Genomic DNA, 25,754 nt, shown 5'->3' with positions numbered 1-25,754 from the left:
AATAACTAAGATAATTTTAAGCAGTTAAAATATTATAAATTTAGCTACTTTAAAATAAAAACTAATAGAAAAAGAGGAGATTTGATATGAAAACTTTAGGATTTATTGGTTCAGGAAATATGGGAAGTGCAATGATAGGTGGTATAGTAAAATCAGGATTAGTAAAAGCAGAAGATATAACTGTATCAGACTTAAGTCAAGTTGCTTTAGATAAAGTAAAAGAACAATTTGGAATAAATACTACAACTGATTCAAAGGTGGCTGTTGCAAATTCAGATGTAGTGATAGTAGCACTTAAGCCTAATATATGTGAAAAAGCTTTAGCTCCACTTAAAGAATTAATAGATGCAAGTAAAATAATAGTATCAATAGCAGCAGGAAAAACTATAGAAACTCTTGAAAGCATTATAGGTTCAGATAAAAAGATAGTAAGAGTAATGCCAAATACTCCAGCACTTGTTGGAGAAGGTATGTCAGCTCTTTGTAAAAATTCAAATGTTACTGATGAAGAATTGAATATGATTAAAGCTCTATTTGAATCATTCGGAGAAGCAGAAATAGTAGCAGAATATTTAATGGATACAGTTACAGGTATTAGCGGATCTTCTCCTGCATATGTATTTATGTTTATAGAAGCTATTGCAGACGCAGCAGTACTAGCTGGTATGCCAAGACAGCAAGCTTATAAATTTGCATCTCAAGCTGTTATGGGCTCAGCTAAGATGGTTCTTGAAACTGGAAAACATCCAGGAGAATTAAAAGATATGGTTTGTTCTCCAGCAGGAACTACTATAGAAGCAGTTAAAGTGTTAGAAGAAGAAGGATTTAGATCAGCAGTTATAAAATCTATTGTCGCTTGCATAGATAAATCTAAAGATATGAGTAAATAGTAAATTAAGAATAAGATAAAAATATATGTCTCAAAATGAATTTTGTAGTTTATTTTGAGACATTATTTATATGTATTAACAACTATAATTCTACTAAATAAAAAAGAAGTAATCTTCATATTGATTTTTTACAGATTATATAGATATGTATTAATCTTTTTAAATATTAGTTTGATAATATGAATTTTATTTTAAAATAAAATATTTATATAAATAGCCAATAGAATCTATTATTTTAACGGTTTTTGATATATGGAAAAACTAGCAAAAGAACTTGGTGTTGAAATTGATATATGTCTTAGTTCTATTAAAGATAGAAAAACACAAAATGAAGTGTGCATAGAGCTAATTGACAGTAGTATATATGTCTTAATTATAAGACCTAAAGATACTACAGATATGGATGCCCAGTTAGAAGCAGTGAAACAAATCATTGCAGGAACACAATCAAGTACTATATATGGACGGAAAGGTATTAGCATAAACCGCTATAAATGAAGCCTATTACGTGGCTAGAGGAGAAAGAATTAACTATACTGACACTTTGGATCATGGTAGTGAAAAACCAATATCAGCGAGTCTTATTATTGGACGCTTGGTTATAAAAGAAAATTTAGATAAGATACTAATTGATAGCAAATGTTATACAAAAGAAGAAGTTTATGGTTCTAATTAATTAATAATTATAACCATAATTAATAAAAATTCCTATGGTTTTTTAATGATACCATAGGAATTTTTATTTTATATTTTATTTTTCAGCCCATGCATACCTTTTGTAATAAATATACTAATAATTTTTGCAGTTTTTTCTGCTGTTTCTGAATTATTTCCACTATATTCTTTAGAAATCATTTCTAAACAGCCATCTATAATTCCTCCTATAATACAAGCATCCAAAATATCAACTGTTTCTTTATCTTCTATTGTATGACTACTTTCTTGAATGCCTTTTTTCAGTATTTCTTTATATTTATAAAAAAAGGATGTACTTTTACCATTACAAGATAAATTTTTAATTGTGTTTGCATGTTCTTGGAAAAAGGTAACAATTTCTAAAATTTGAGGATATGGATTTTCAACAATATCATAAATATTACTTTCCTTCATTAGACTTATACATTTATTGAATAGCTCTTCTTCTATTTGTTCTTGAACATCATAAATATCTTTAAAGTGTGCATAAAATGTTCCTCTACTTACATCAGCTAATTCTAAAACTTCTTTCACAGTAATTTTACTAATATCACTATTTATACTTAGTTTAATAAATGCTTGCTTTATTGCTTCTTTTGATTTTCTTATTTCTCTTCTTTCTTTTTTCATCTTCTAATTATCTCCAATAATTTTTTGATATATGTATAAATTCATACAAAATTTATTTAATTTGTATAGAACTATACAAAATATTTATAATTTATACATTGTGTATAATATTATATAATAGTATACTCTATCTAAAATAAAAATCAAGTTTTTGGAAAGGTGGAATTTTATATGAATAGTATAAAAAAAGAAATAGAAAATATAGTATCTTCTTCTAAAAAAATTGGGAAAGCATACCATGAAACTGGTGTTGAAGTTGGAAAAGCTTATGCAAAAGCAGGTAAAAAAACTGCAAAATTATTCAAAGAATTATATGATGGTGAAGAAACATATGAGGTAAAAACAAAAGAAGATTGATTTGTAGAAACATAGGGAGTTGAACATGAAGTTAGGTAATAAGAGGCTAAATAAGTAAATAAGAGACTAAATAAGTAAAAAAGAAGCTATTACACAACAATTTACATTTGTTTGTGTGATAGCTTCTATATTGTTATAACAAGATTTTTGTAAGAACTATTTTTGAAAGATAGCTCTTTAAATTTATTTTTAAATTAAAATATTTACATATTAGTGTGTACTACTTTTTTTATTACTGTTTTCCTCACCTGAGCAAGAATTAGTACTTGGACATCCAGAACAACCAGAACATCCACTACAGCCACTTCCATTTTTGGTAGATTTAAATTTATTAAATAAAATTAAAAATGCAAGAACTATGATTATTCCGCCGATTAAAGCCTCCATTATTGAATTTCCCATAAATAATACTCCGCCAATACTTTTAACTATAAAAGCCATTATCCATGCTAATATAAACTGATATGCAAATGATGTAAACATCATTTTATTTCCATATTCTTTTTTCATAGTTGCAAGAGCAGCTATACATGGAGTATATAGAGCTGTAAATATTAAGAATGTATATGCAGTAACACCATTAAATATTGTTGGTAATACAACAGTCAAATTACCATATAGTATATTCAAAGAGTTTACCACGATTTCTTTTGCTCCAAGACCACTTAAGATAGCAACTGAAGTTCTCCAGTCATCAAAACCAAGAGGTTTAAATATAGGAGATATAATATGACCTATAGTAGCTAAAAAGCTTACATTTATATCTTCTGTAAATCCAAATACATTAAATGAAGAAAGTCCCCAAATAACAACTGACATTGCAAACATTACAGTAACTACTCTTATTAAAAAACCTTTTGATTTATTCCAAGTATTTTTAATAAGTGCGTCTATAGTAGGTATTCTATATTCTGGTAACTCTAATATAAATGGTTCAGCCTCTGTCTTAAAAGCTGTTTTATTTAAAACTAGTGCAACCACAATTGCCATAATGATACCGACCAAGTATAATGATGTAGTTACTAAAGCAGCATTGTGTGGGAAAAATATAGCTACAAATAATGCATATATAGGTAGCTTTGCTCCACAAGTCATAAGTGGTGCAATAAGAGCTGTAACTCTTCTGTCTTTTTCACTTTCTAGTGTTCTAGTTGCCATTATAGCAGGAGAAGAACATCCCATACCCATAACTATGGGTATAAAAGCTTTACCAGATAGACCAACCTTTCTCATAACTTTATCCATCAAAAATGCTGTTCTTGACATATATCCACTATCTTCAAATAGAGATATACCAAAGAATAATGTAAATATTAAAGGGAAGAATGGTAAAGTACCACCAACACCTCCAATTATTCCATCAACAATAAGTGATTTAAACCATGGGCTAGAGTTAGCTAACATATCACTAACGGGTGTAGAGATATAAGCTTCTATAAGGCCTGCAAAGCCCTCTTGAAGTGGGCCTCCAACCCAATCAAAGGTGAACTTAAATAAAAGAAACAATACACCAATAAATATTGGATAGGCTAATATAGGATTTAAAACTATATTGTCTATTTTATCACTGATAGATTTTTTGTGTGTATATGTAGTCTTTGTACATCTTGATAAGATAGATTCTAACTTCTTATACGTTTCTGTTTCGCTTCCAAAGTCTGTTCGATATTTAAATGATTTTTTAGTAGCATCTTTAATTTCTGATTCTATTTTTTCTACGCCATCTTTCTTTTTTGCGATGATTGGAACAACAATTACTCCAAGTTCTTCACTTAATTTTTTATCATCTATATTAACACCCTTAGATTCTGCAATATCTAACATGTTAAGCAGTATAATGATAGGTTTATTAAATTGCATAAGTTGAGTTGTTAAGTAGAGATTTCTTGATAAGTTAGAAGCATCTACTACATTCACTATTACATCAACATCTTCATTTTCTAAATATGACTTAGAAACCTTTTCTTCATTTGAGAAAGTATCCATTGCATATATACCAGGTAAATCTACAACCTTTATTTCTTTCCCAATAAATCCTTCTTTTTTCTCAATAGTAACACCAGGCCAGTTACCAACATACTGATTTGAGCCTGTAAGCAGGTTAAAAACAGTAGTCTTACCAACATTTGGGTTTCCTAATAATGCTACATTAATCACAGGTAGCTCCTCCTCTATTATTGTAAAGAAATATTTTTAGCATCAGATTTTCTAATAGCTAAGTCAAATCCTCTAAATCTAATTATAATGGGGTCTCCAAATGGAGCAACTTTTTTAACCTCTATTTCAGTACTATTTATACATCCAAGTGCAAGTAATCTTTTAGATAATTTAATATCTCCATCTATATTATTAATAAGTCCTTTTTCTCCTATTTTCAAATCGTAAACAGTCATTATTAACACCTCCTAATGAAATTCATTATCATTAAAATTGTAACAAGTATGATACAAAAAGTCAAGGATTATAGGGGGAATTACAAGTTCAAATTGATGATATTTACTTTAAATATATTATAGAATATTTTAGTCTAAATTAGGTGTTTTTATATATTTTGTATTATAATGTAATATGATATATAAAATTTGGAGGAATTAACTTAATGAAAACTAGAAAAATGACATTTTTAGGTCTTATGATAGGATACAGTTTAGCCTTATATGTACTAGAGACATATATACCAAACCCTCTTATAATTATATTTCCAGGAGCAAAATTGGGTTTGAGTAATATTATAACTTTAATTTCATTAATGTTGTTAGGTGTCAGAGATACTGTTATAATTGTTACTATCAGGGTAATTTTGTCATCAATATTTGCAGGTCCTCTATCTTATCTTTTATTTAGCATAGGAGGAGCTTATTTGAGCCTTTTATTTATGTATTTAGCAAGTAAAATAAAGGGATTATCAATGATAGGAATAAGTATTTTAGGGGCAATAGGGCATAATATAGGTCAATTAATAGTTGCAAGTTTAATAATAGAAAATATACTTGCTATAGGATACTTGCCATTTATGTTAATGGCATCATTAGTAACGGGTATGTTTGTAGGATTAGTATCTAGGTATACGGTGCCCAAATTAAAGCATTTTTATAGTAAGTTTTATTGACATAATATTGACAAAATATAATATTGTTTGATAAAATGTATATAAAAATATACAAATTTGTAATAGTGGTGATTATTATGGCGAACAATGAATTAGAAGCGTTAAAAAATGAAATTGAAGCAGTTAGGGAAGAGATAAATACATACATAGAATATCCAGAAATATTTCAAGAAGAGCTCGTAGAATCAAGTAAGAAAATAGATATATTAATAAATAAATACATGTACTTAAGCAAATAGCCCACAGTTGTGGGTTTTTTTGTATTAAAAATTAACAGATATTACTATTTATCATATACTAATAATAATATTAAGGTATAAGATGTTATTTCTGATATAGAAATTATCTGTATGATATGATGTAGAAGTTATTTATATGATATAAATTATAATTGGGTCAGGAGGTTTTATATTATGGGCGATATAGGAACTAAGGAGATAGCAATAAGATTATTATTAGCATTAGTTATAGGAGGAATAATAGGACTAGAGAGAGAAAAGATAAGGCAATTTGCAGGATTTAGAACACATATATTAATAGCAATAGGTTCTTGTATTACCTCAATAACTTCAATCCAGTTATTGTCTGACTATAGTTTATATACAAATGCTGACCCAGCAAGAATGCCTGCTCAAGTGTTGTCTGGAATTGGTTTTTTAGGTGCAGGAGCAATTCTAAAGAACAAAGGTGGAGTGAAGGGGCTTACTACAGCCGCTGGTATGTGGGCAACTGCATGTATTGGTATAGCAGTTGGTTATGGTTATTATGAACTAGCAATTTTAGGATGGTTGTTTGTAATGATAGCATTATTTGTGCTTAGGATACTAAATACGTTTCTATTTAGTCAAGAAAAAAATGTATTGATATTAAAAATAAATAATTTAGATTCAATACCTTTTTTATATGATAAATTTGAAAAAAATCAACTTATTGTAAGGAATATGGAAATAGAATGTCGTAGTGAAGAATATTGGAAAGTAAACTTTTTTATATCTTATGATAAGAGAATACACTTACATGATATTATGAAAGAAATAAATATGATAGAAGGAGTAATAAATGTAGATTATTTGGACTAAAATATATACAATATATTTTGTAAAGTAAATAAAATATAAAAATGAATTAAAATAGAGGTGTATAATATGGGAACTGATAGAAGTACGATAGAAGAAAAATACAAATGGAAAATAGATAAGATGTACTCTACTAAAGAAGATATTGAAAAAGACATAAGTAAAGTAAAAAATCTTATTCAAGAAGTAAAAGAATACAAAGGTAAATTTTCTGAGAGTAAGGAAAATTTATACAAAGTATTAAGTATCTCTGAAAATGCATCTAGAATCATCCAAAATCTATATGTATATACTCATATGAAACAACATGAAGATACTAGAATCAATGATAATCAAGGAAGAGCCACTAAGACAGAAATGTTATCAACTGATTTAGGAGTGGCTACTTCTTATATAGTTCCAGAAATACTGTCTATAGAAGAAGACAGATTAAATGAATATTTGAAAGATGAGAAGTTATCATTTTATACAAAATATATAAAAGATATATTGAGAGATAAGCCTCATACTTTGAGTGAAAAAGAAGAAGAAATACTTGCAGCTACATCTGAATTATCAACAGTTCCAGAAAATGTATATGATATGTTAGCATATGCAGATATGGAATTTCCTGAGATAGAGGATGAAAAGGGTAATAAGGTTAAACTTTCACATTCAAACTATTCTCTATTTATAAAAAGTAAAAATGGAAGAGTTAGAAAAGAAGCTTTTGAAGGAGAATTTTCTACTTATGGAAAATATAAAAACACATTTGCTTCAACACTTTATGGTGGAATAAAGTCAGAGATATTTTATGCAAAAACTAGAAAATATAATTCAGCAATAGAAGCATCGCTATTTTCAGATGATGTAAGCCTAGAGGTCTATAATAATCTTATATCAGCAATAGATGAAAGTATTCCTACTTTGAACAAGTATGTTGAACTTAAAAAGAAGTTCTTGGGATTAAATGAAATACACATGTATGACTTATATGTTCCTCTAACTGATAAATTTGATATGGATATACCTTATGAAAAAGCACAGAGCATTATATTAGAGGCACTTAGGCCTTTAGGAGAAGAATACTTAAAAGTTATAAAAAATGCATTTGAAGAAGGTTGGATTGATGTATATGATAATGAAGGTAAAAAAGGAGGAGCTTACTCTTGGGGAAGCTATGATTCACATCCTTATATATTAATGAGTTATAAAAATGACCTTAACTCTCTATTTACATTAATTCATGAATTAGGTCATTCTGTCCATAGCCATTATTCGAGAACAAGTCAGCCATTTTTATATTCAGATTATAAAATATTTGTTGCAGAAGTTGCATCTACATTAAATGAATTACTTCTTATAAATTATTTATTAGAAAATTCTAAGTCTAAAGATGAAACTATATATCTATTAAATTATTATTTAGAGCAATTTAGGACTACTGTTTATAGACAAACTATGTTTGCTGAATTTGAAAAAATTGTACATGAAAGAGTAGAAAGTGGAGAGCCACTTACTGCTGATGAATTTACTGATATATACTATAAATTAAATGAGAAGTATTATGGAAAATCTGCAATAGTAGATGAGCAAATAGGGATAGAGTGGGCAAGAATTCCACATTTTTATTCAAATTTCTATGTGTATAAGTATGCTACAGGATTTTCTGCTGCAAGTGCATTAAGTCAACAGATACTTTCAGAAGGTAGTAAAGCTGTAGATAGATATATAAACTTCTTAAAAAGTGGAGGGTCAGAGTATCCTTTAGAACAATTGAAATCTGCTGGTGTAGATATGACGAAAAAACAATCTATAGAAGAAGCTTTAAATGTGTTTGCTAGTTTGGTTAATAAATTAGAAAAAGAATTATAAAATATGATAAATTAATAGCTTAGATAAAAAATTATAAGAATATTATATGATGTATTATACTAGTGTTGATTGGAAAACACTTAAAAAAATTAATCTAATTTTAAATATACTATATAAAATTAAATTTTTACATGTATTTAACAATATTTACATTTACTTAACCTCGCTCTAATATTCACTTAACAAAAAATATGTATTATTAAAATATAGCAAATATGAAAACAAAAAAATTAAAATATAAGCGGGGGTAAGTAAAATGTTCAAAAAGAAAATAGGAGTTCTTTTAGCTAGTACAATGTTGGTTGGAGTCTTAGCAGTAGGATGTGGTTCTGACTCTGGAGGTTCAGGAGATTCAAATAAAGTTTCTGTTTCAGGTTCAACTTCAATAGGGCCTCTTATGGAAACTATTGGAGAGAAGTTTCAGGAAAAAAATCAAGGTGTTAGTGTAGAAGTACAACAAATTGGTTCTTCTGGAGGTATAAAAAATGCAATAGAAGGAACGTCTGAAATAGGTATGAGTTCAAGAGATTTAAAAGATGAAGAAAAAAGTGCTGGATTAAAGGAAACTAAGATAGCAATAGACGGTATAGCATTAATAACTAATAAAGACAACCCAGTAAAAAATCTTACAATGGACCAAATAAAAGGTATATACACAGGAAAGATAACTAACTGGAAAGAAGTTAATGGAAATGATGAACCAATAGTAATAGTATCAAGAGAAGAAGGTTCAGGAACTAGAGATGGATTCCAAGAAATTGTAGGATTCAAGTCAGAAGAATTGACTAAAGATGCACAAATAAGTGATGGTTCAGGAAATATAAAAACTACAGTTGAAGGAAATAAAAATGCTATAGGATATATATCATTTGGATATGTTGATGAGAAAGTAAATAGTTTAAAAGTAAATGATGTTGATGCAACTGATGCCAATGTAATAGCTAATAAATATCCAATATCAAGACCATTTATATTAGTTAATAAAGAAGATAAATTATCAGAAAAAGGTAAGGCTTTGATAGACTATATATTGAGTGATGAAGGACAAGCACTTGTTTCAGAAAAAGGATTCATTAAAGTTAATCAATAAGATAAAGCTAATTATTAAGATAAAAACTTAACATAAAAAAATATATGATACCCTGCAAAGTCAGCTTATAAAAATGCTACTATAACTTGCAGGGTATTGTCTATTATTGATGATAGAAATATAAACATTTTTAAATAAAAAATATATATAGTTAGTACATTATATTTAAAAAATATGTAAATATTGACAAGATAATATTACAATGTTAGAATAGAAATGAAATTTATCAGAACAATTTAAACAAGTTTAATGAAAATATTTTAGAAACTGAGAAGTATATCTTATTATTGGGCATCTAGAGGTATATGGAGTTAGTGGTGCAACCGGCTATGAATATAATTTTATATTGCATAGCCTTTTTTTTGTTTTAAATTTAACATAGTTGATATGAAATTTGAAAATTATAAGCTTTAATAACTTTACTTATATATATAAATGGCTATATTTAGCCAAAGTAGCCCTTTGTTGGAAAAGGGAAATTTTTTTAAAAATATAATGCAATTATAACGAATATATAATAATTTTATAATCAATTAAAATACATAATATAATTTTTTTATAACAATGTACTTACCAAAATAATACAATTTATTTTATATTATAACCATATAAATCGTATAAATCAATACTCAAACTGGCTAATGGACAAGTTTCTATAAATATCGTATATATATGAGATATAATGATTTTAAGTTCCATTTTCCAACAATCGGAGACTTTGATTAGTATTTAATAATGAATGCTTAATATTTAAGACAATGTTCAAGAATTATTCAAAAATACTTAAGTTTTATAGTCTAGTTTGTAAAGATATTATAAAATAATAATATTAGTTAGATAAGAGGTAAAACATTATAATTTGTAATACTTATAACTTTAGATTATGATTAAAATATTTTTGAATGGAGTGGTGTAATGTATAACTTATTAGTTGTAGATGATGATGTTGATATTTTAAACATAAATCAAATTTATTTTTCTAACATAGGTTTTAACGTATACACAGCAGAGACTGCTAAACGTGCAATGAAGATAGTAGAAAGTATAGTTTTAGACTGTATAATACTAGATATTGCACTACCAGATTCAGATGGATATAAAATATGTAATGCTATAAAAGAAAAGGTTAACATACCTATAATATTTTTATCTAATTACGAACATGAAGAGGAAAGAGTTCAAGGTTTTTTATCTGGAGGAGATGATTATATAACAAAGCCATATAGCTTAAAAGAACTTGAACTTAGAATCTATGCTCGGATGAGGCAATATAAAAACATTACATCAGTTCCTAATGTGTTAAAGTTTTCATCCCTAGTAATAAATGTAAATTCAAGAAAAGTAACCTTTGATGAAAAGGGTATTGACTTAACCACCATGGAGTTTGAAATACTATTATTCTTAGCTGAAAATAAAGAACAAGTATTTTCAAAAATAGAGATATATAATCAAGTTTGGAAAATGCCTGATGTTGGAGATCAACATACTGTACAAGTTCATATTGCACAGATGAGGAAAAAAATTAATTCTTTAAGCAGAGAGCATCAATATATTCAAACCGTGTGGGGTAAAGGATATAAGTTTGTACCATAAGCAAGATAATGTAAGCAATAAATAGTTCTTATTTTATCATTTAATATTACTACAAAAGAAAGAGATGTGGTTAATGCAATGAAAAAGTCTAATGTACTAAAAGGAACTCTCATTGTATTGATAGTCTCTCTGTTGGCAATAATAGGATTAAATTTTCTTTATAAATATGATAATAAATATACATATAAGTCTATTAGAGCAAGTGATGGAATTTTAACTATATATGAGGATACTTTTTCTAAAAATAAACTTGTTTTTCTAATAGATGATTGGGAATTTTATAACCATAAGATATTTAAGCCAAAAGATTTTAGAGAGAAACATATAAAACCAGAATACATTTTTATAGGACAATATCCAGATTTTTCCATGAGAAAAGAAAAACAATCGCCATATGGAAATGCAACTTATCGCATGAGGATAAAAAATGAAGGTAAAGACAAAGTACTAAGCCTAGAACTTCCAGAAATCTTTTGTTCAAGTGAAGTTTGGATAAATGGTGAAATAGTCTCTAAGTTAGGAGATATAGGTACAGAAAGATATAGACCTAAAATTAAAAACACAGTAGTAAGTTTTGTTGCAAAGAAAGATACAGAAATTATAATCAATGTGTCCAATTTCTCACATTATTATAGCGGTTTGTATTATCCACCTGCATTAGGAAAAACAAAAGATGTAAGTAATATGATATTTTATAGATTAGTTTTTTATAGTGTTATTTGTTTTACAACTATTGCAATAGCTATATTTTCTCTAGCTGTTTGGGTACTTTCAAAACAAAGCAAGCTATATTTATACTTTGGATGTATGTGTATTTTTTTTGCTATACACGTGTCATATCCTTTTATACATTTAATGGGGCTTCCTTTAGTGAACTTTACATATGCAGTTGAAGATTCATCATACTTTATAGCAGTTTTATGTATTATTTGTATAAATGGAAATATATCCAAAATTGAAAGAAATAAAGTATATAGATTTTTAATTTTACCATTAGGAATTACTATGTGTATCATATCCATTGTGATACCAGTTATTCTTCTTCCATATGATATATACTTTGTTAATATCTATGGAAAATTAATAGACATATATAAATATGTTGTATTTATTTATATATTGATGTCTTCAATAGTTTCAATTTATAAAAAAACATACTTTGAGCAATTAAGCTCCTATATTTTAGTTTCAGCAAACATAGTGTTTGGTGTCAGTATATTATTTGATATAGTGACTAGTAATAGGTTTGAACCTATATTTACAGGATGGCAAACAGAATACTGTGGTTTTTTAATAGTTATTTTGTTTTCTATTATGATGATAAATAGAAATAGAATAATAATAAAAGAAAATGAAAAACTCACACAAAATCTTGAGCATGAAGTTGAAGTAAGAACTAATGAACTTACAACACTATTAAATGAACGTAAAAAATTCTTGGCAGATGTAGCACATGATTTAAAGGCACCTGTTTCAGCTATACAGGCATTTATAGATTTAATAAAGTTGGGGAATATTCATGTAGATGAGGAGACAAGAACCTATCTTTATGCAATAAACCAAAAATCAAATGAAGTTCAAAATAGAGTACGTAGTTTACAAGAATTTACATTACAAGATAAAAAAATTGGTCTTAGTGAAAAAATATGTCTGAATGATTTTATTAAAGAGGTATATGAAAATAATTTACCAGATACACAAGCATGTGGTGTAAATTTTGAAGTTTATATATTAGATAAAAAAATATATGCAAAAGTAAATAAAGAAAGATTGGCTAGAGCATTTGAAAATTTAATTTATAATGCTTTGAGCTTTACTTCATTTGATGGGAAAATAATTTTGTCAGTGAATAAAGAAGATGGATTTGCAATTATTAAAATTTCTGATAATGGTAAAGGTATACCAGCAGAAAATATACCAAAGATATTTGACCGATTCTTTACAGAAAGGGACAATAGTACTTCAAAAGGTCAAGGGTTAGGATTATATATTGTTAAATCCATTATAAGAGAGCATGATGGAGAGATTTTTGTAGATTCAGAGTTGGGAAAAGGAACTGTTTTTACAATAAAATTAAGTTTATGTTTTTTATAATAAATAGTTATTTAATATAAAAGAATAATGATATTTAGGAGTGATTATAATGCAAACTAAGATATTAATAATAGATGGAGACAAGAATAATTGCCAGGAATTAAAAAATTTCTTGGAGCAAAAAGGAATAAATGTAGATTTGGCGTATAACTGTGAAGAAGCTATTGGAAAAATATTTAGCAATAAATACGATTTGATATTTTTAGAAATAATCTTAACTGATGGTGATGGATGGACTTTATGTAAAAAGATTAGAAATGTAACTACATGTCCGATTGTTTATATGACTTATATAAATGAAGACCAAAGTATTTTAAATGCTTTAAATTCTGGTGGTGATGATTATTTAATCAAACCTTTAAATTTGGAAATACTATATGCAAAGGTAAAAGCAATTTTAAGAAGAGTAAATTCATATATAAATAACAATGAAAGCAATACAAGATTAGAAGAATACAATAGAACAAGTGGAGTAATAAAATTAGAAGATAAAATAATAAAATTAACTCCAACAGAAAATAAGTTGTTGAACTATTTTATAGAGAATCCAGAAAAGACCTTAACTACCAAAGAGATATATGAACATGTATGGTTAAATGATTATCTAGAGGATAATTATAGTGTAGTAGTTGCAGTGAACGGACTGAGAAAGAAAATAGAAAAAGATTACAAAAATCCTCAAAAAATCATAACAATAAGAGGAGCAGGGTATTACTTTAATAAGGAATAATAAATATATAGATTATAAAAGGTTAAATCTAGTTAACAAATTTTAATAGCAGATATAAATAATAAATTACGTGTAGTACGTATTATTACTTATATCTGCTATTTTATTGTTGCCAAATATAGTTAAATTGTAAAGTAAATGTCAAATATAGTCCAAAAAGTAAAATTAATGTTAAAAAAGTGAATATAATTTTACACTTGTTTAACTTAAACCTAATATAGATTTAACTTAAAAAAAGTAGAATAAAAATATAGAAAATTTAATGATAACGAACTTATAAAAATTTAAATTTTAAATACAGAACGAAAATAAATAGGTATATTTTAAATGGGAGGATATTATGATAGTAAAATCTAGGTTAGTAGGTTTAGAAAAAAATGACAATAATGGAAATAAGACTAAATATATAGTTGAAAAAGTAGCAAAAAATATATTTCTATTAAGTGCTTTAGTAGCAGTCGCAAGTTTACTTTTGATAATAGGATTTGTATTTTATAAAGGGTTAAGACCTTTTATATTTGAGGGATACTCATTTATAGATTTTTTAACAGGTGCGGATTGGGTTCCTTCAGCTAATAAGTTTGGAATATCATCTATGATAGCAGCATCAATAGTTGCTACAATTGGTGCACTTGTAATAGGAGTACCAATTGGAATATTAACATCTATATTTATAGCAGAAGTAGCACCTAAAAGATTAGCAAAAATAATGTCACCAGCAGTTGAACTTCTGGCAGGTATACCTTCAGTACTATATGGGGTGTTTGGCCTTGCAGTAATAGTTCCAATGATACAAAGTATATTTAATCTTCCAAAAGGACAGAGTTTATTAGCAATAATAATAGTATTAGCAGTAATGATGCTTCCAACAATAATATCTGTATCAGAAACAGCTATAAGAGCAGTACCAAAAGCATATAAAGAGGGTTCATTAGCACTTGGTGCATCAAAAATAGAAACAATATTTAAAGTTGTATTACCAGCTGCAAAGTCTGGAGTATTAGCAGCAGTAGTACTAGGCGTAGGAAGAGCTTTAGGAGAGACAATGGCAGTAATACTTGTTGCAGGAAATTCACCAGTTATGCCAACTTCTATAACAAATAGTGTAAGACCACTTACAACTAATATAGCACTTGAAATGGGATATGCATTTGGGACACATCAAGAAATGTTATTTGCAACTGGAGTAGTATTGTTTACATTTATATTAATTTTAAACTTAGTTTTAAATAAACTTTCAAATAAGGCGGTAAATTAAGATGAGAAAGTTCAGAGAGAATATATTGAAATTATTAGTATATCTATCAGCATTATTTACAATAGTATCACTAGTAGTTATAGTAGGATTTATATTTATAAAGGGAATCGGAAATATGAATTTTAACTTCTTATTTAGTAATTATTCAGCATCAGGTGATGGTGGTATATTCCCAATGATAATTACAACATTATATACTGTATTGGTTTCTATAATTGTAGCAACACCAATAGGAATCTTAGCAGCTATATATTTACAAGAATATGCTAAAAAAGGAAAAGCAGTTACAGCTATAAGGTTTGCCACTGAAAGTTTGTCAGGAATACCATCTATAGTTTATGGATTATTTGGAGGAATTTTCTTTGTAGTTACCTTAAAAATGGGATATTCAATAGTTGCAGGGTCACTTACAGTTGCAATAATAATATTACCAGTAATAATTCGTACAACAGAAGAAGCTTTAAAGACAGTTCCTCAATCATATAGGGAATCATCTCTAGCATTAGGAGCTACTAAATTTCAAACTTTATATAAAGTAGTACTTCCAAGTGCAGTACCAGGAATTTTGTCAGGAGTAATATTGTCAGTTGGTCGTATAATTGGAGAATCAGCTGCTATACTACTTACAGCAGGTACTGTAGCTAAGATGCCAGGAGGAATATTTGATAGTGCAAGAACACTAACTGTACACTCATACTTATTAACTAAAGAGAGTGGAGACATAGCAACAGCAGCTAGTATAGGTATTGTTTTAATAGTAATTGTATTAGTATTAAATATGTTAGCAAGATTTGTTGCTAAGAAGTTAAATAAGGCTAATTATTAAATTTAAGAGGTGTGAATGATGGAATTAATCAATAAAATAAAAATGAGTGTAAAAGATTTGGATTTATTTTATGGTGACAAACAAGCTCTAAATAAAATAAATATGGATATAAAAGAAAATAAAGTTACTGCCTTAATAGGTCCATCTGGATGTGGAAAATCTACTTTTATAAGAACATTAAATAGAATGAATGACCTAATAGAAAATGTAACAATTACAGGGACTATTTCCGTTGATGGAGAAGATATCTATACTTCAGATGATGTTATAAACCTTCGTACAAAAGTAGGAATGGTATTTCAAAAACCCAATCCATTTCCTATGAGTATATATGATAATGTTGCATATGGACCTCGTACGCATGGGTTAAGAGATAAAAAGCAACTAGACAAGATAGTAGAAGAAAGTTTGAAGGGAGCAGCTATTTGGGAGGAAGTTAAAGATAGGCTTAAATCATCTGCATTAGGATTATCTGGAGGACAACAACAACGTATATGTATAGCGAGAGCAATTGCTATGAGACCAGAAGTTATACTTATGGATGAACCTACATCTGCTTTAGACCCAATTTCAACATTAAAAGTAGAAGAACTTATAGAAGATTTGAAAAAGGACTATACAATAGTCATAGTTACACATAATATGCAACAAGCTGCTCGTATATCAGATGAAACAGCTTTTTTCCTAAATGGAGAGGTTATAGAATTTAGTGATACAAAAACTATGTTTACTACTCCTGTGGATAAAAGAACAGAAGACTATATAACAGGTAGATTCGGTTAAAATATATAACTATAAAGGAGTTAGACAATGGTCAATAATAGTTTAGATATAAGTATTGATACTTTAAAAGAGCAGACAGTACTTATGATGGAAAAATGTGAAGAGGCAATAGAAAAGTCTGTAACTTGTATGATAGAAAAAGATTTAGAAGGTGCAAGAAAAGTAGTGGATGATGATGAAGAAATAAATAAATTGAGAGAAGAAATAAGAGATAAAAGTATAGAATTAATAGTGCTAAAACAGCCAATGGCGAGAGACTTAAGATTTATTTATTCTTTGGGAAACATATCAATAGAATTAGAACGAATTGGAGATTATGCAGCAAATATAGCTAGAGAAATGTTGAAAATAGGTGGAGAAGCTTATATAAAAGAGTTGATAGATATACCTAAAATGGCAAAGGAATGTAAGAATATGATGTCTCAAACTAGAGAGGCTTTAATATCATTTGATGCAAGTATAGCTTATAATGTTGGAAGTAAAGATGACATTGTAGATGATTTATATGAGCAAGTACAAATTGATTGTTTAAAAATAATGCATGAAAATTCAAATACAATAGATCAAGGTGTAAAACTTTTACTTATAGGAAGATACCTTGAACGAATTGGAGACCATATAACAAATGTATGTGAAAAAATAATCTTTGCAATTGAAGGTAAAATGGTAGAGATAGGATAAAAAACTGCTTTATAGCAGTTTTTTTATTGTCTAAATTAAAAAGCAATTGTTAAAAAAATGCGATTAATGGGTAAATTTAAAAAATTGTGATATACTAGGAACATATTAAATATGAGGATGCGTATTTTATATAAGGTGCTTTTAGGAGGTGGAAATTTGAAACTTCAAAAGATGGGTATGAGGACTATAAAGACAGGAATTAGTGTAACTTTATGTATGCTTCTTGGTAATTATTTGGTTGAGAATATGTTTTATTCTCTAGTAGCATGTATAATTTCTGTTCAGGACACAGTGAAAGGTTCTTTAAAGACAGGAATCAATAGAGTAGAAGGTACTATTTTGGGTGGTATAATAGGATTTTTATTTGCTATCACCAAAGCAGGAGACCCATTTTTATGTGGTCTTGGTGTAATGTGTTCAATATATCTATGTAATCTGTTTAAAATAAAGTCAGTAGTTGTTGCCTGTGTCACTTTTCTAGCCATACATCTAGGTGTAGGAAACAATGACCCCGTATACTATTCTTTACACAGGGTATTAGATACATCTGTAGGAGTTTTATTTGGTGTACTCGTTAATTATTATGTTGCTAGACCAAACTACCTAAATAGTGTTATAGATGAGTTTAAAAAAATAGAAGAACTTTCAATGTTGCTTATTGAAGAAAAAATACTTAGAAAAGAAAATCTAGATGTAGAAAAATTTGAAGAAGAAGTAGAAAAATTGGAAGAAATATATTCAAAACTTATCGACGAGTTAGACTATAGTTTAAGTGAAACCAATATAGAAAAAATAGAAAATGCCTTAAGGATATGTAGAGAAATCCACTTTCACATGCAATCTATAGAGTTACTAGAAAATAAACTCTATTTAAAAGAGCATACATATAAATACCTTAAGAAAACATATGGTGTGGATGAACTGGATTGGAATGTAGATGAAGAAAAAAGTCCAGTGTTTAACTATCATTTAATGAAAATAATGCTTGAAATAGAATTATTGAAAAAATTAAATAAGTCATATCAATAATAGTCAATAAATAATAAATAAAAAATAGTATCTTTGTAAATATTAAACATATATAAGTTTAATTTACGGAGGTACTATTTTTTATGAATACTATAAATGATAATTCTAAAATATTAGAAAGATACAAAATGAAGCTTTTTGGAGAACTTGTAAAGGCAGTATGGAATGAGGATACAGAAGATATTGAAAACTTGCCTGAAAAAATTTTAAGTGAAGAGTTAAACGAAAATTTTGATAATCAATTTGACAAAGATACTATGGTGAATTTAATCAGGGTAACTATGGGATTGGATGTAACAGGAGATACAGATAAAAACCTAAAAGATGCATTGCACGAAGCTGTAAATTTGGATGAAGTAAAAAGACCAATAATATCTATAATATCAGATGCTTGTAAATATTGTGATGAAAATAATAAAGAAGATGAGTCATGCAATATAAGAAATAAGCATATTAATTGTAATGAGGAAGATACATGTAGTGCCTGTGGTGATTGTGTGTCAAGATGTAAATTAGGTGCGATATCAGATAAGATTGAATTCATACCAATGATAAAGCTATTAAAAGATATAAAAAGTCCCGTATATGCAATAGTCGCACCAGCTTTTGTAGGTCAATTTGGAAAAGATGTAAGTCCTGGTAAGTTAAGAACTGCATTAAAAAAGATAGGATTTGAAGATATGATAGAAGTTGCTTTAGCAGCAGATATGCTTACTGCAAAAGAAGCATATGACTATTATGAGCATATGAAAAAGGACGAAGAAGGATGCTTTATAACTAGTTGCTGTTGCCCTATTTGGGTTAGCTTAATACAAAATAGTTTTCCTCAAATATTAGATAAGGTATCACCATCTGTGTCACCTATGATTGCTTGTGGTAGAGCTGTAAAGATTTTAAATCCAGAGGCTAAAGTTGTATTTATAGGCCCTTGTATGGCAAAGAAGAAAGAAGCAATGTTGGAAGATATAAAGGATGCAGTTGATTTTGTACTTACGTTTAAAGAATTACAGGAAATATTTGATGCATTAGAACTAAATCCAGCAGTAATGGATGAAAGTAATAGAGTAGAAGCATCTCTTTCAGGTAGAGTTTATGCTAGAACAGGGGGTGTAAGTAAAGCAGTCAAATTATCAGTTAGAAGAATTGATAAAAACATAAAGTTTAAAGAAAAAGCATTTGAAGGAACAAAAGAATGTATGGATGGTCTGAAGAAAGTTTTAAATAAAGAGATAGAGGCTACTTTCATAGAAGGAATGGGTTGCGTAGGAGGTTGTGTGGGAGGTCCTAAGCGTATTTTAAGTGTAGAAGAAGGTACTAAGAATGTTGATGAATACAGTGAAAGTACAAATATGGAAACACCATTTGATAATTTAAATGTTCTACAATTTTTAACTTCTATGGGAATAAAGAGAGTAGAATCATTGGGAGAAAAAGAAGAAGAACAAGTAAAGAAAATATTTAGCAGAGACATAAAAAGTAATAAGAAGGACAATAAATATAAAAAATAATTTTTTTAGTTTGAGTTTATGTTTTTATAAAAAGGGAGATATGGGGGATGAAAATTAAAGATAATAAAACTGTTTTTCATGTAATTATACGTGTATTTCTTGTGGCTGTTTTAATTTTAACTGGGACATTATTAGAAGAAAAAATTAACAATGTTCCAGTTGAAAATCTCAATACAAAAGATAAAACTACATTAGAATTACTTTCTCAAAATAACACTTTAGGAGAAATTATATATAAAACATCTCAAGAAGAGAGGAAAGGACCAGGAGCTACATCTGAAAAAGTTGCATACATAACAATAGATGATGGACCATCAAAATATACAAATGCGTTGCTCGATATTTTAAAAGAAAATGATGTCAAAGCGACATTTTTCATGCTTAATCAAAATATGAAAAACCACAAAGAAGAGGTGAAGAGAGTCTTAGAAGAACAAAATTCGATAGGATTTCATAGTGTAAGTCATGATATACATAAGTTGTATAAGAGTCCAGAAGTAACAGTTGGAGAATTTGACACATGTAATAAAACGCTACAGGATATAACTGGTCAAAGCTCAAAGTTAATAAGACTACCATATGGAAGTAAGCCATATATGCCAGAAGGTTCATACGATAAGCTTATGGCAAATAATTACCTAATTTGGGATTGGAATTTAGATACACAAGACTGGAAATCGTCCACAAGTCAAATAGTTAGTAATATTTTATATTATGGAAGAAAAAGAGATGAATTAGTAGTATTAATTCATGAAAAAGAACAAAGTGTAAATGCTTTAAATAATATGATAAGAATTTTAAAAGAGAGAGGATATACTATATTGCCAATTACAGAGAATGTTATGCCTAAAAACTTCTGGCAAGAAAACCTATAGTGAACTTTAAAAAATATAAAATAAAGCATTTATAAAATATAATACATAACTTAATTACATTTGAAATATTATAGTTAAAATGTCATATAGGAAAATAACATATAAAGTGAAACTAACATAAAATTGATAAAATAGTAGTAAAAATGTCAATAAAGTAATAGAATAATTATTGACTATGTAAAACAAAATAATTTAAAAAAATAGTATAGATTATAATAATTAGCATAGAATATAAAAAATGATAATTGGGAAAATTCAGAAAAAATAAAATAAAAATAATTGACAAAGAGAATAATATTTGTATATAATAATATATAATATTAAAGACTAAGAAGAAGAGGAGTAAGTAAATACTACTAAAAGAGAGGAAAATTCACTGGCTGTAAGATTTTCTAAGTATAAGGTTTGCTGAATGTAGCTTTGGAGTTTCTAAACTGAACTATTAGTAAGTTTAGACGGTTAGAATCGTTAAATTCTTTGAGAGTCAAAGTTATTAAGATTGTCATTAACTATTAATTTAATTATGTGTTGATGAATTTTTAATCTTTGGAATTAAGGTGGTAACGCGAGCTTTTCGTCCTTTTAAAAGAGGATGAAAGGCTCTTTTTTATTCCCAAAAATATTTAAAAAATTTATTTATAAAAATATAGGAGGCAATACAATGGAAAATACGAACTTATCAAAAACTTATAACCCTAAAGATTTTGAGGCTAGGCTATATAAAAAATGGATGGATGAAGGGTATTTTAAATCTAAACCAAACCCAGATAAAAAACCATTTACAATAATGATGCCGCCTCCAAATATAACAGGTCAATTGCACATGGGACATGCTCTTGACCATACTCTTCAAGATATACTTATTAGATGGAAACGTATGGATGGATATGAAGCTTTTTGGCTTCCAGGAACTGACCATGCTTCTATAGCAACTGAAGTTAAAGTTGTTGAAAGAATAAAAAAAGAAGAAGGTAAGACTAAATACGAAATAGGAAGAGAAGAATTTTTGAAGAGAGCTTGGGCATGGAGAGACGAATTTGGAGGAAAAATAGTTAATCAGCTTAAACAATTAGGAGATTCTTGTGATTGGGATAAAGAAAGATTTACTATGGATGAAGGTTGCAATGAAGCAGTTATAGAGTTCTTTGTAAACCTATATGAAAAAGGACATATATATAGAGGGAATAGAATAATAAACTGGTGTCCAGACTGTAAAACTACTTTATCAGATGCAGAAGTTGAGCATGAAGAGCAGGATGGAAACTTTTATCATATAAAATATCCATTAAAAGATAGTGAAGACTTCTTGGAAATAGCTACTACTAGACCTGAAACAATGATAGGGGATACTGGTATAGCTGTGAATCCAGACGATGATAGATACAAACACTTAATAGGAAAAACAGCAATACTTCCATTAGTAGGAAGAGAACTTCCAATAGTTGCAGATAGTTATGTAGATTTAGAGTTTGGAACTGGTGCTGTTAAGATGACTCCAGCTCATGACCCTAACGATTTTGAAGTAGGTTTAAGACATAATCTTGAGCAATTAAATACAATGAATGAAGATGGAACTATGAACGAAGTTTGTGGAAAATATGAAGGTATGGATAGATTTGAGTGTAGAAAAGCCATCATAGCAGACTTAAAAGAACAAGGGTATCTAATCAAGATAAAAGAGCATAATCACAATGTAGGAACTTGTTATAGATGCCATACAGTAATTGAGCCTAGATTATCAGAGCAATGGTTTGTTAAGATGGAAGAACTTGCAAAACCAGCTATAGATATTCTTAAAAAAGGAGAATTAGAATTTGTTCCAGATAAATTTGATAAAACTTATTTACAATGGTTAGAAAATATAAGAGATTGGTGTATATCAAGACAATTATGGTGGGGTCATCAAATACCAGCTTACTATTGTCAAGAGTGTGGAGAAATAGTAGTTGCTAAAAAGATGCCAGATAAATGTCCTAAATGTGGAAGCACTCATTTTAAACAAGATGAAGACGCACTAGATACTTGGTTTAGTTCTGCATTATGGCCTTTCTCTACCCTAGGATGGCCAAATAAGACAGATGCATTAGATTATTATTATCCAACAAGTGTACTTGTTACAGGATACGATATAATATTCTTCTGGGTAGTTAGAATGGCATTTGCAGGTATGTTCTGTATGAATGAAAAGCCATTTGACCATGTACTAGTTCATGGCTTAGTAAGAGACTCTCAAGGTAGAAAAATGAGTAAATCTTTAGGAAATGGTATCGACCCATTAGAAATAATCGAGCAATATGGAGCTGATGCACTAAGATTTACATTAACAACTGGAAATTCCCCAGGAAATGATATGAGATTCTATATGGAAAGAGTAGAATTTGCTAGAAACTTTGCTAATAAATTGTGGAATGCATCAAGATTTGTATTTATGAATATTGATGAGGAGATAATTAAGAATATAAATAGAGAAAATGTAAAAGATAATTTAACTCTAGCTGACAAATGGATAATATCAAGAGCCAATAATATTGTAAAAGAAGCTACTAATAACATGGATAAATTTGATTTAGGGATAGCATTACAAAAGATATATGATTTTACTTGGTCAGAATACTGTGACTGGTATATTGAAATGGTAAAACCTAGATTATATGGAGACGATACAGATGCTAAGTCTGCTGCTTTATATACATTAACTTATGTACTTGAAAAAATATTAAAATTACTACATCCATATATGCCATTTATAACAGAGGAAATATACACTCATCTTCCTACTGTTGAAGGTTGTATAATAGTATCTGAATGGCCAAAATATAATGAAGAAGATAATATGGTTGATGAAGAAGAAATGATGAGTTTATTAATGGAAGGTATAAGAAGTATAAGAAATGTGAGAGCAGAAATGAATGTACCACCTTCTAAGAAGGCTAAATTAATAATAGTACCAAGTGAAGATAAGATAGAAACTATTGAACTTGGTAAGGATTATTTTATAACTTTAGCATCTGCTTCAACTGTTGAGATAGCAAAAGACAAATCAAATGTACCAGAAGATGCAGTTGGTGTAGTTATTGATGGTGTTGAAATATTCATACCTCTTAATGAATTAGTTGACTTTGAAAAAGAAATTGAAAGGCTATCTAAAGAAATGAAAAAGTTAGAGGGAGAGATAAAGAGAGTTAATGGAAAACTTGCAAATCAAGGATTCTTAGCAAAAGCTCCTGAAAGCTTAATAGAAGAAGAAAAAGCTAAAAAAGAAAAATTTGAAGAAATGATTAAATCTGTTGAGGAAAGATTAGCAAATTTAAAAACTAAAGTAAAATAAATGTGTGGGATAAAAACATACAAAGAGTACTAAATATGTATTCTTTGTATGTTTTTCTTTCTATGTAGATAAATATGATGTTATAATTTTTTAGAGATATGTGATATTTTTATCTTATTATGACTGTATTAATTTTATATTTTTGAACTTTATAATCAATAAAAAATTGATATATTATAATATTTAATATAGGATAATAAATACATGTTGCGTTTGTTTTCCTATATTTTTTATGTTGTATAGTTAAAAAAAAAGATAAATATGTCAAAAAATAAGTTTATATATCAAAAATAATTGTTATGAGTAATTTAATCGACAATTTAAATTTATATCAAAATTTAAATATAAAGCTAGTTAGATACAGTTTGTAAATTGAAATAAAGTAAACTAAATGATATTTTAGATTTGGAGGTGATATTATGTTTAGGGTAGTTATATGTGATGACGAGAAAATACAAAGAAGCATACTAAAAGAGTTTGCAGAAAAACTGTTGTCTGAAAGGTGTCTAAATTATCAAATATTGGAATTTTCCTGTGGAGAAGATTTACTCTCCAAATACCCAGAAAAAATTGACATTATATTTTTGGATATCCAAATGAAAGATATTAATGGAATCGAGGTGGCTAAAAAAATAAGAAAATTTGATGAAAAGGTAGAGATTATATTTACGACAGCTTTTTCAGAGTATGCCCCACAAGGTTATGAAGTTCGTGCTTATAGGTATTTAGTAAAACCTATAGAGTATAGTAATTTCGCAATGGGTGTAAATCTTTGTATTGACAACCTTCAAAGAAAGAAGGAGCGTTATATAGTTTTGTACAATAAAAAAGGATTTAACAGAATACTGATAGATTCTATTTTGTATGTTGAAACTGTAAAGAGAGATTTAGTTGTACATACATCAGGTAGAGATTATAAAGCTAATATGAGTATGAAACAAGCGGAAAAGTTATTGTGTGAAAATGGCTTTTTTAGATGTCATACAAGTTTCATTGTTAACTTGAGAAGAATAGAAGATATTGGAGACAATATGATTACTATTAATGAAAAATTTATACCTATTAGTAAGTACAGACTTAAAGATTTAAAAGCAACTTTAACAAGCTTGTTATGTGATATAATGTATTAATTTTGAAAAAGGTAAAGAAATATAGTAAAAAATATTTAATGTCATCACAAAGCTATTGATTCAAAGCTGTCTTAATGTAGAAGAAATTTTCTATATTAAGACAGTTTCTATTATGTAAAGTGGTAATTTAGTAGTTATCAATATTGTTTTATATGTAAGGTATCCCAATTATAATCTGCATTAATTTAATTTTTAAATATTAACCTCAATATAGTAT

General features: G+C 28.1%; 24 protein-coding genes, 1 riboswitch and 1 other annotated feature. Of the genes, 21 read left to right on the top strand and 3 right to left on the bottom strand.

Going from position 1 to position 25,754, the window contains the following annotated elements:
- The first annotated feature begins 86 nt into the window (after positions 1-86).
- The 3 genes from proC to IC218_RS11790 all read left to right on the top strand — a co-directional run bounded on the left by proC (position 87) and on the right by IC218_RS11790 (position 1,566).
- A complete protein-coding gene (gene proC, locus IC218_RS11800; RefSeq protein ID WP_227433674.1) occupies positions 87-890 on the top strand; it encodes a pyrroline-5-carboxylate reductase in 804 nt (267 codons plus the stop codon).
- A gap of 252 nt (positions 891-1,142) precedes the next feature.
- A complete protein-coding gene (locus tag IC218_RS11795; protein WP_227824494.1) occupies positions 1,143-1,388 on the top strand; it encodes a hypothetical protein in 246 nt (81 codons plus the stop codon).
- 10 nt (positions 1,389-1,398) lie between these two features.
- Entirely contained in the window at positions 1,399-1,566 is a 168-nt protein-coding gene (locus IC218_RS11790) for a hypothetical protein (protein WP_227824493.1), read from the top strand.
- Between the two features lie 68 nt (positions 1,567-1,634).
- Here IC218_RS11790 and IC218_RS11785 read toward each other — a convergent pair whose 3' ends face one another.
- A complete protein-coding gene (locus IC218_RS11785; RefSeq protein ID WP_227824492.1) occupies positions 1,635-2,216 on the bottom strand; it encodes a TetR/AcrR family transcriptional regulator in 582 nt (193 codons plus the stop codon).
- 171 nt (positions 2,217-2,387) lie between these two features.
- Here IC218_RS11785 and IC218_RS11780 point away from each other — a divergent pair, with 171 nt between their 5' ends.
- A complete protein-coding gene (locus IC218_RS11780; protein ID WP_227433678.1) occupies positions 2,388-2,573 on the top strand; it encodes a hypothetical protein in 186 nt (61 codons plus the stop codon).
- A gap of 210 nt (positions 2,574-2,783) precedes the next feature.
- Here IC218_RS11780 and feoB read toward each other — a convergent pair whose 3' ends face one another.
- Together feoB and IC218_RS11770 are read right to left on the bottom strand one after the other, a co-directional pair.
- Positions 2,784-4,730: a ferrous iron transport protein B gene (feoB, locus tag IC218_RS11775; protein WP_227824491.1), complete on the bottom strand. Its 1,947-nt coding sequence runs from the start codon at positions 4,728-4,730 to the stop codon at positions 2,784-2,786.
- A 17-nt stretch (positions 4,731-4,747) separates the two neighbouring features.
- The gene (locus IC218_RS11770) at positions 4,748-4,966 is read right to left on the bottom strand and encodes a FeoA family protein (protein WP_227433680.1); all 219 of its coding nucleotides are present in this window, start codon (positions 4,964-4,966) and stop codon (positions 4,748-4,750) included.
- 206 nt (positions 4,967-5,172) lie between these two features.
- Here IC218_RS11770 and IC218_RS11765 point away from each other — a divergent pair, with 206 nt between their 5' ends.
- The 17 genes from IC218_RS11765 to rgaR all read left to right on the top strand — a co-directional run bounded on the left by IC218_RS11765 (position 5,173) and on the right by rgaR (position 25,537).
- Positions 5,173-5,682 carry a Gx transporter family protein gene (locus tag IC218_RS11765; protein ID WP_227433681.1) on the top strand — a complete coding sequence of 170 codons (510 nt, stop codon included), beginning with the start codon at positions 5,173-5,175 and terminating at the stop codon, positions 5,680-5,682.
- 77 nt (positions 5,683-5,759) lie between these two features.
- Positions 5,760-5,921: an aspartyl-phosphate phosphatase Spo0E family protein gene (locus IC218_RS11760; protein ID WP_009891746.1), complete on the top strand. Its 162-nt coding sequence runs from the start codon at positions 5,760-5,762 to the stop codon at positions 5,919-5,921.
- A gap of 174 nt (positions 5,922-6,095) precedes the next feature.
- Positions 6,096-6,761 carry an MgtC/SapB family protein gene (locus IC218_RS11755; RefSeq protein ID WP_227433682.1) on the top strand — a complete coding sequence of 222 codons (666 nt, stop codon included), beginning with the start codon at positions 6,096-6,098 and terminating at the stop codon, positions 6,759-6,761.
- A 66-nt stretch (positions 6,762-6,827) separates the two neighbouring features.
- Entirely contained in the window at positions 6,828-8,612 is a 1,785-nt protein-coding gene (gene pepF, locus IC218_RS11750; protein ID WP_227824490.1) for an oligoendopeptidase F, read from the top strand.
- Positions 8,613-8,868: 256 nt separating this feature from the next.
- Positions 8,869-9,702 carry a phosphate ABC transporter substrate-binding protein gene (locus tag IC218_RS11745; RefSeq protein WP_227433684.1) on the top strand — a complete coding sequence of 278 codons (834 nt, stop codon included), beginning with the start codon at positions 8,869-8,871 and terminating at the stop codon, positions 9,700-9,702.
- A gap of 254 nt (positions 9,703-9,956) precedes the next feature.
- Positions 9,957-10,040: riboswitch (cyclic di-GMP riboswitch) on the top strand.
- Between the two features lie 577 nt (positions 10,041-10,617).
- A complete protein-coding gene (locus IC218_RS11740) occupies positions 10,618-11,295 on the top strand; it encodes a response regulator transcription factor (RefSeq protein WP_227433685.1) in 678 nt (225 codons plus the stop codon).
- Between the two features lie 78 nt (positions 11,296-11,373).
- Positions 11,374-13,389, top strand: a complete 2,016-nt coding sequence (locus IC218_RS11735; RefSeq protein ID WP_227824489.1) for a sensor histidine kinase — start codon at positions 11,374-11,376, stop codon at positions 13,387-13,389.
- A 49-nt stretch (positions 13,390-13,438) separates the two neighbouring features.
- A complete protein-coding gene (locus IC218_RS11730; RefSeq protein ID WP_227433687.1) occupies positions 13,439-14,119 on the top strand; it encodes a response regulator transcription factor in 681 nt (226 codons plus the stop codon).
- A 340-nt stretch (positions 14,120-14,459) separates the two neighbouring features.
- Positions 14,460-15,377 (top strand): phosphate ABC transporter permease subunit PstC, encoded by a 918-nt coding sequence (gene pstC / locus IC218_RS11725; protein ID WP_227824488.1) that lies wholly within the window; start codon positions 14,460-14,462, stop codon positions 15,375-15,377.
- A 1-nt stretch (position 15,378) separates the two neighbouring features.
- A complete protein-coding gene (gene pstA, locus IC218_RS11720) occupies positions 15,379-16,203 on the top strand; it encodes a phosphate ABC transporter permease PstA (protein ID WP_227433689.1) in 825 nt (274 codons plus the stop codon).
- 18 nt (positions 16,204-16,221) lie between these two features.
- Positions 16,222-16,986, top strand: coding sequence for a phosphate ABC transporter ATP-binding protein PstB (pstB, locus tag IC218_RS11715; RefSeq protein WP_227433690.1), 765 nt, complete (start codon positions 16,222-16,224; stop codon positions 16,984-16,986).
- Positions 16,987-17,013: 27 nt separating this feature from the next.
- Positions 17,014-17,667 carry a phosphate signaling complex protein PhoU gene (phoU, locus tag IC218_RS11710; RefSeq protein ID WP_227433691.1) on the top strand — a complete coding sequence of 218 codons (654 nt, stop codon included), beginning with the start codon at positions 17,014-17,016 and terminating at the stop codon, positions 17,665-17,667.
- Positions 17,668-17,823: 156 nt separating this feature from the next.
- Positions 17,824-18,696: an FUSC family protein gene (locus tag IC218_RS11705; protein WP_227433692.1), complete on the top strand. Its 873-nt coding sequence runs from the start codon at positions 17,824-17,826 to the stop codon at positions 18,694-18,696.
- 83 nt (positions 18,697-18,779) lie between these two features.
- Positions 18,780-20,204, top strand: a complete 1,425-nt coding sequence (locus IC218_RS11700; protein WP_227824487.1) for a [Fe-Fe] hydrogenase large subunit C-terminal domain-containing protein — start codon at positions 18,780-18,782, stop codon at positions 20,202-20,204.
- Positions 20,205-20,251: 47 nt separating this feature from the next.
- A complete protein-coding gene (locus IC218_RS11695; RefSeq protein ID WP_227433694.1) occupies positions 20,252-21,079 on the top strand; it encodes a polysaccharide deacetylase family protein in 828 nt (275 codons plus the stop codon).
- A gap of 320 nt (positions 21,080-21,399) precedes the next feature.
- Positions 21,400-21,664 (top strand) — a binding site (T-box leader).
- A 76-nt stretch (positions 21,665-21,740) separates the two neighbouring features.
- On the top strand, positions 21,741-24,407 hold the full coding sequence (locus IC218_RS11690; RefSeq protein WP_227824486.1) for a valine--tRNA ligase: 2,667 nt from the start codon (positions 21,741-21,743) through the stop codon (positions 24,405-24,407).
- 419 nt (positions 24,408-24,826) lie between these two features.
- A complete protein-coding gene (gene rgaR / locus IC218_RS11685) occupies positions 24,827-25,537 on the top strand; it encodes a two-component system response regulator RgaR (RefSeq protein WP_227433696.1) in 711 nt (236 codons plus the stop codon).
- Positions 25,538-25,754 lie beyond the last annotated feature (217 nt).

The organism is Clostridioides sp. ES-S-0005-03 (assembly GCF_020658455.1).
In the GTDB taxonomy this organism is placed as follows: domain Bacteria; phylum Bacillota; class Clostridia; order Peptostreptococcales; family Peptostreptococcaceae; genus Clostridioides.
The sequence above is the reverse complement of the archived record's forward strand: the minus strand, read 5'-3'. Positions and strand labels throughout refer to the sequence as shown.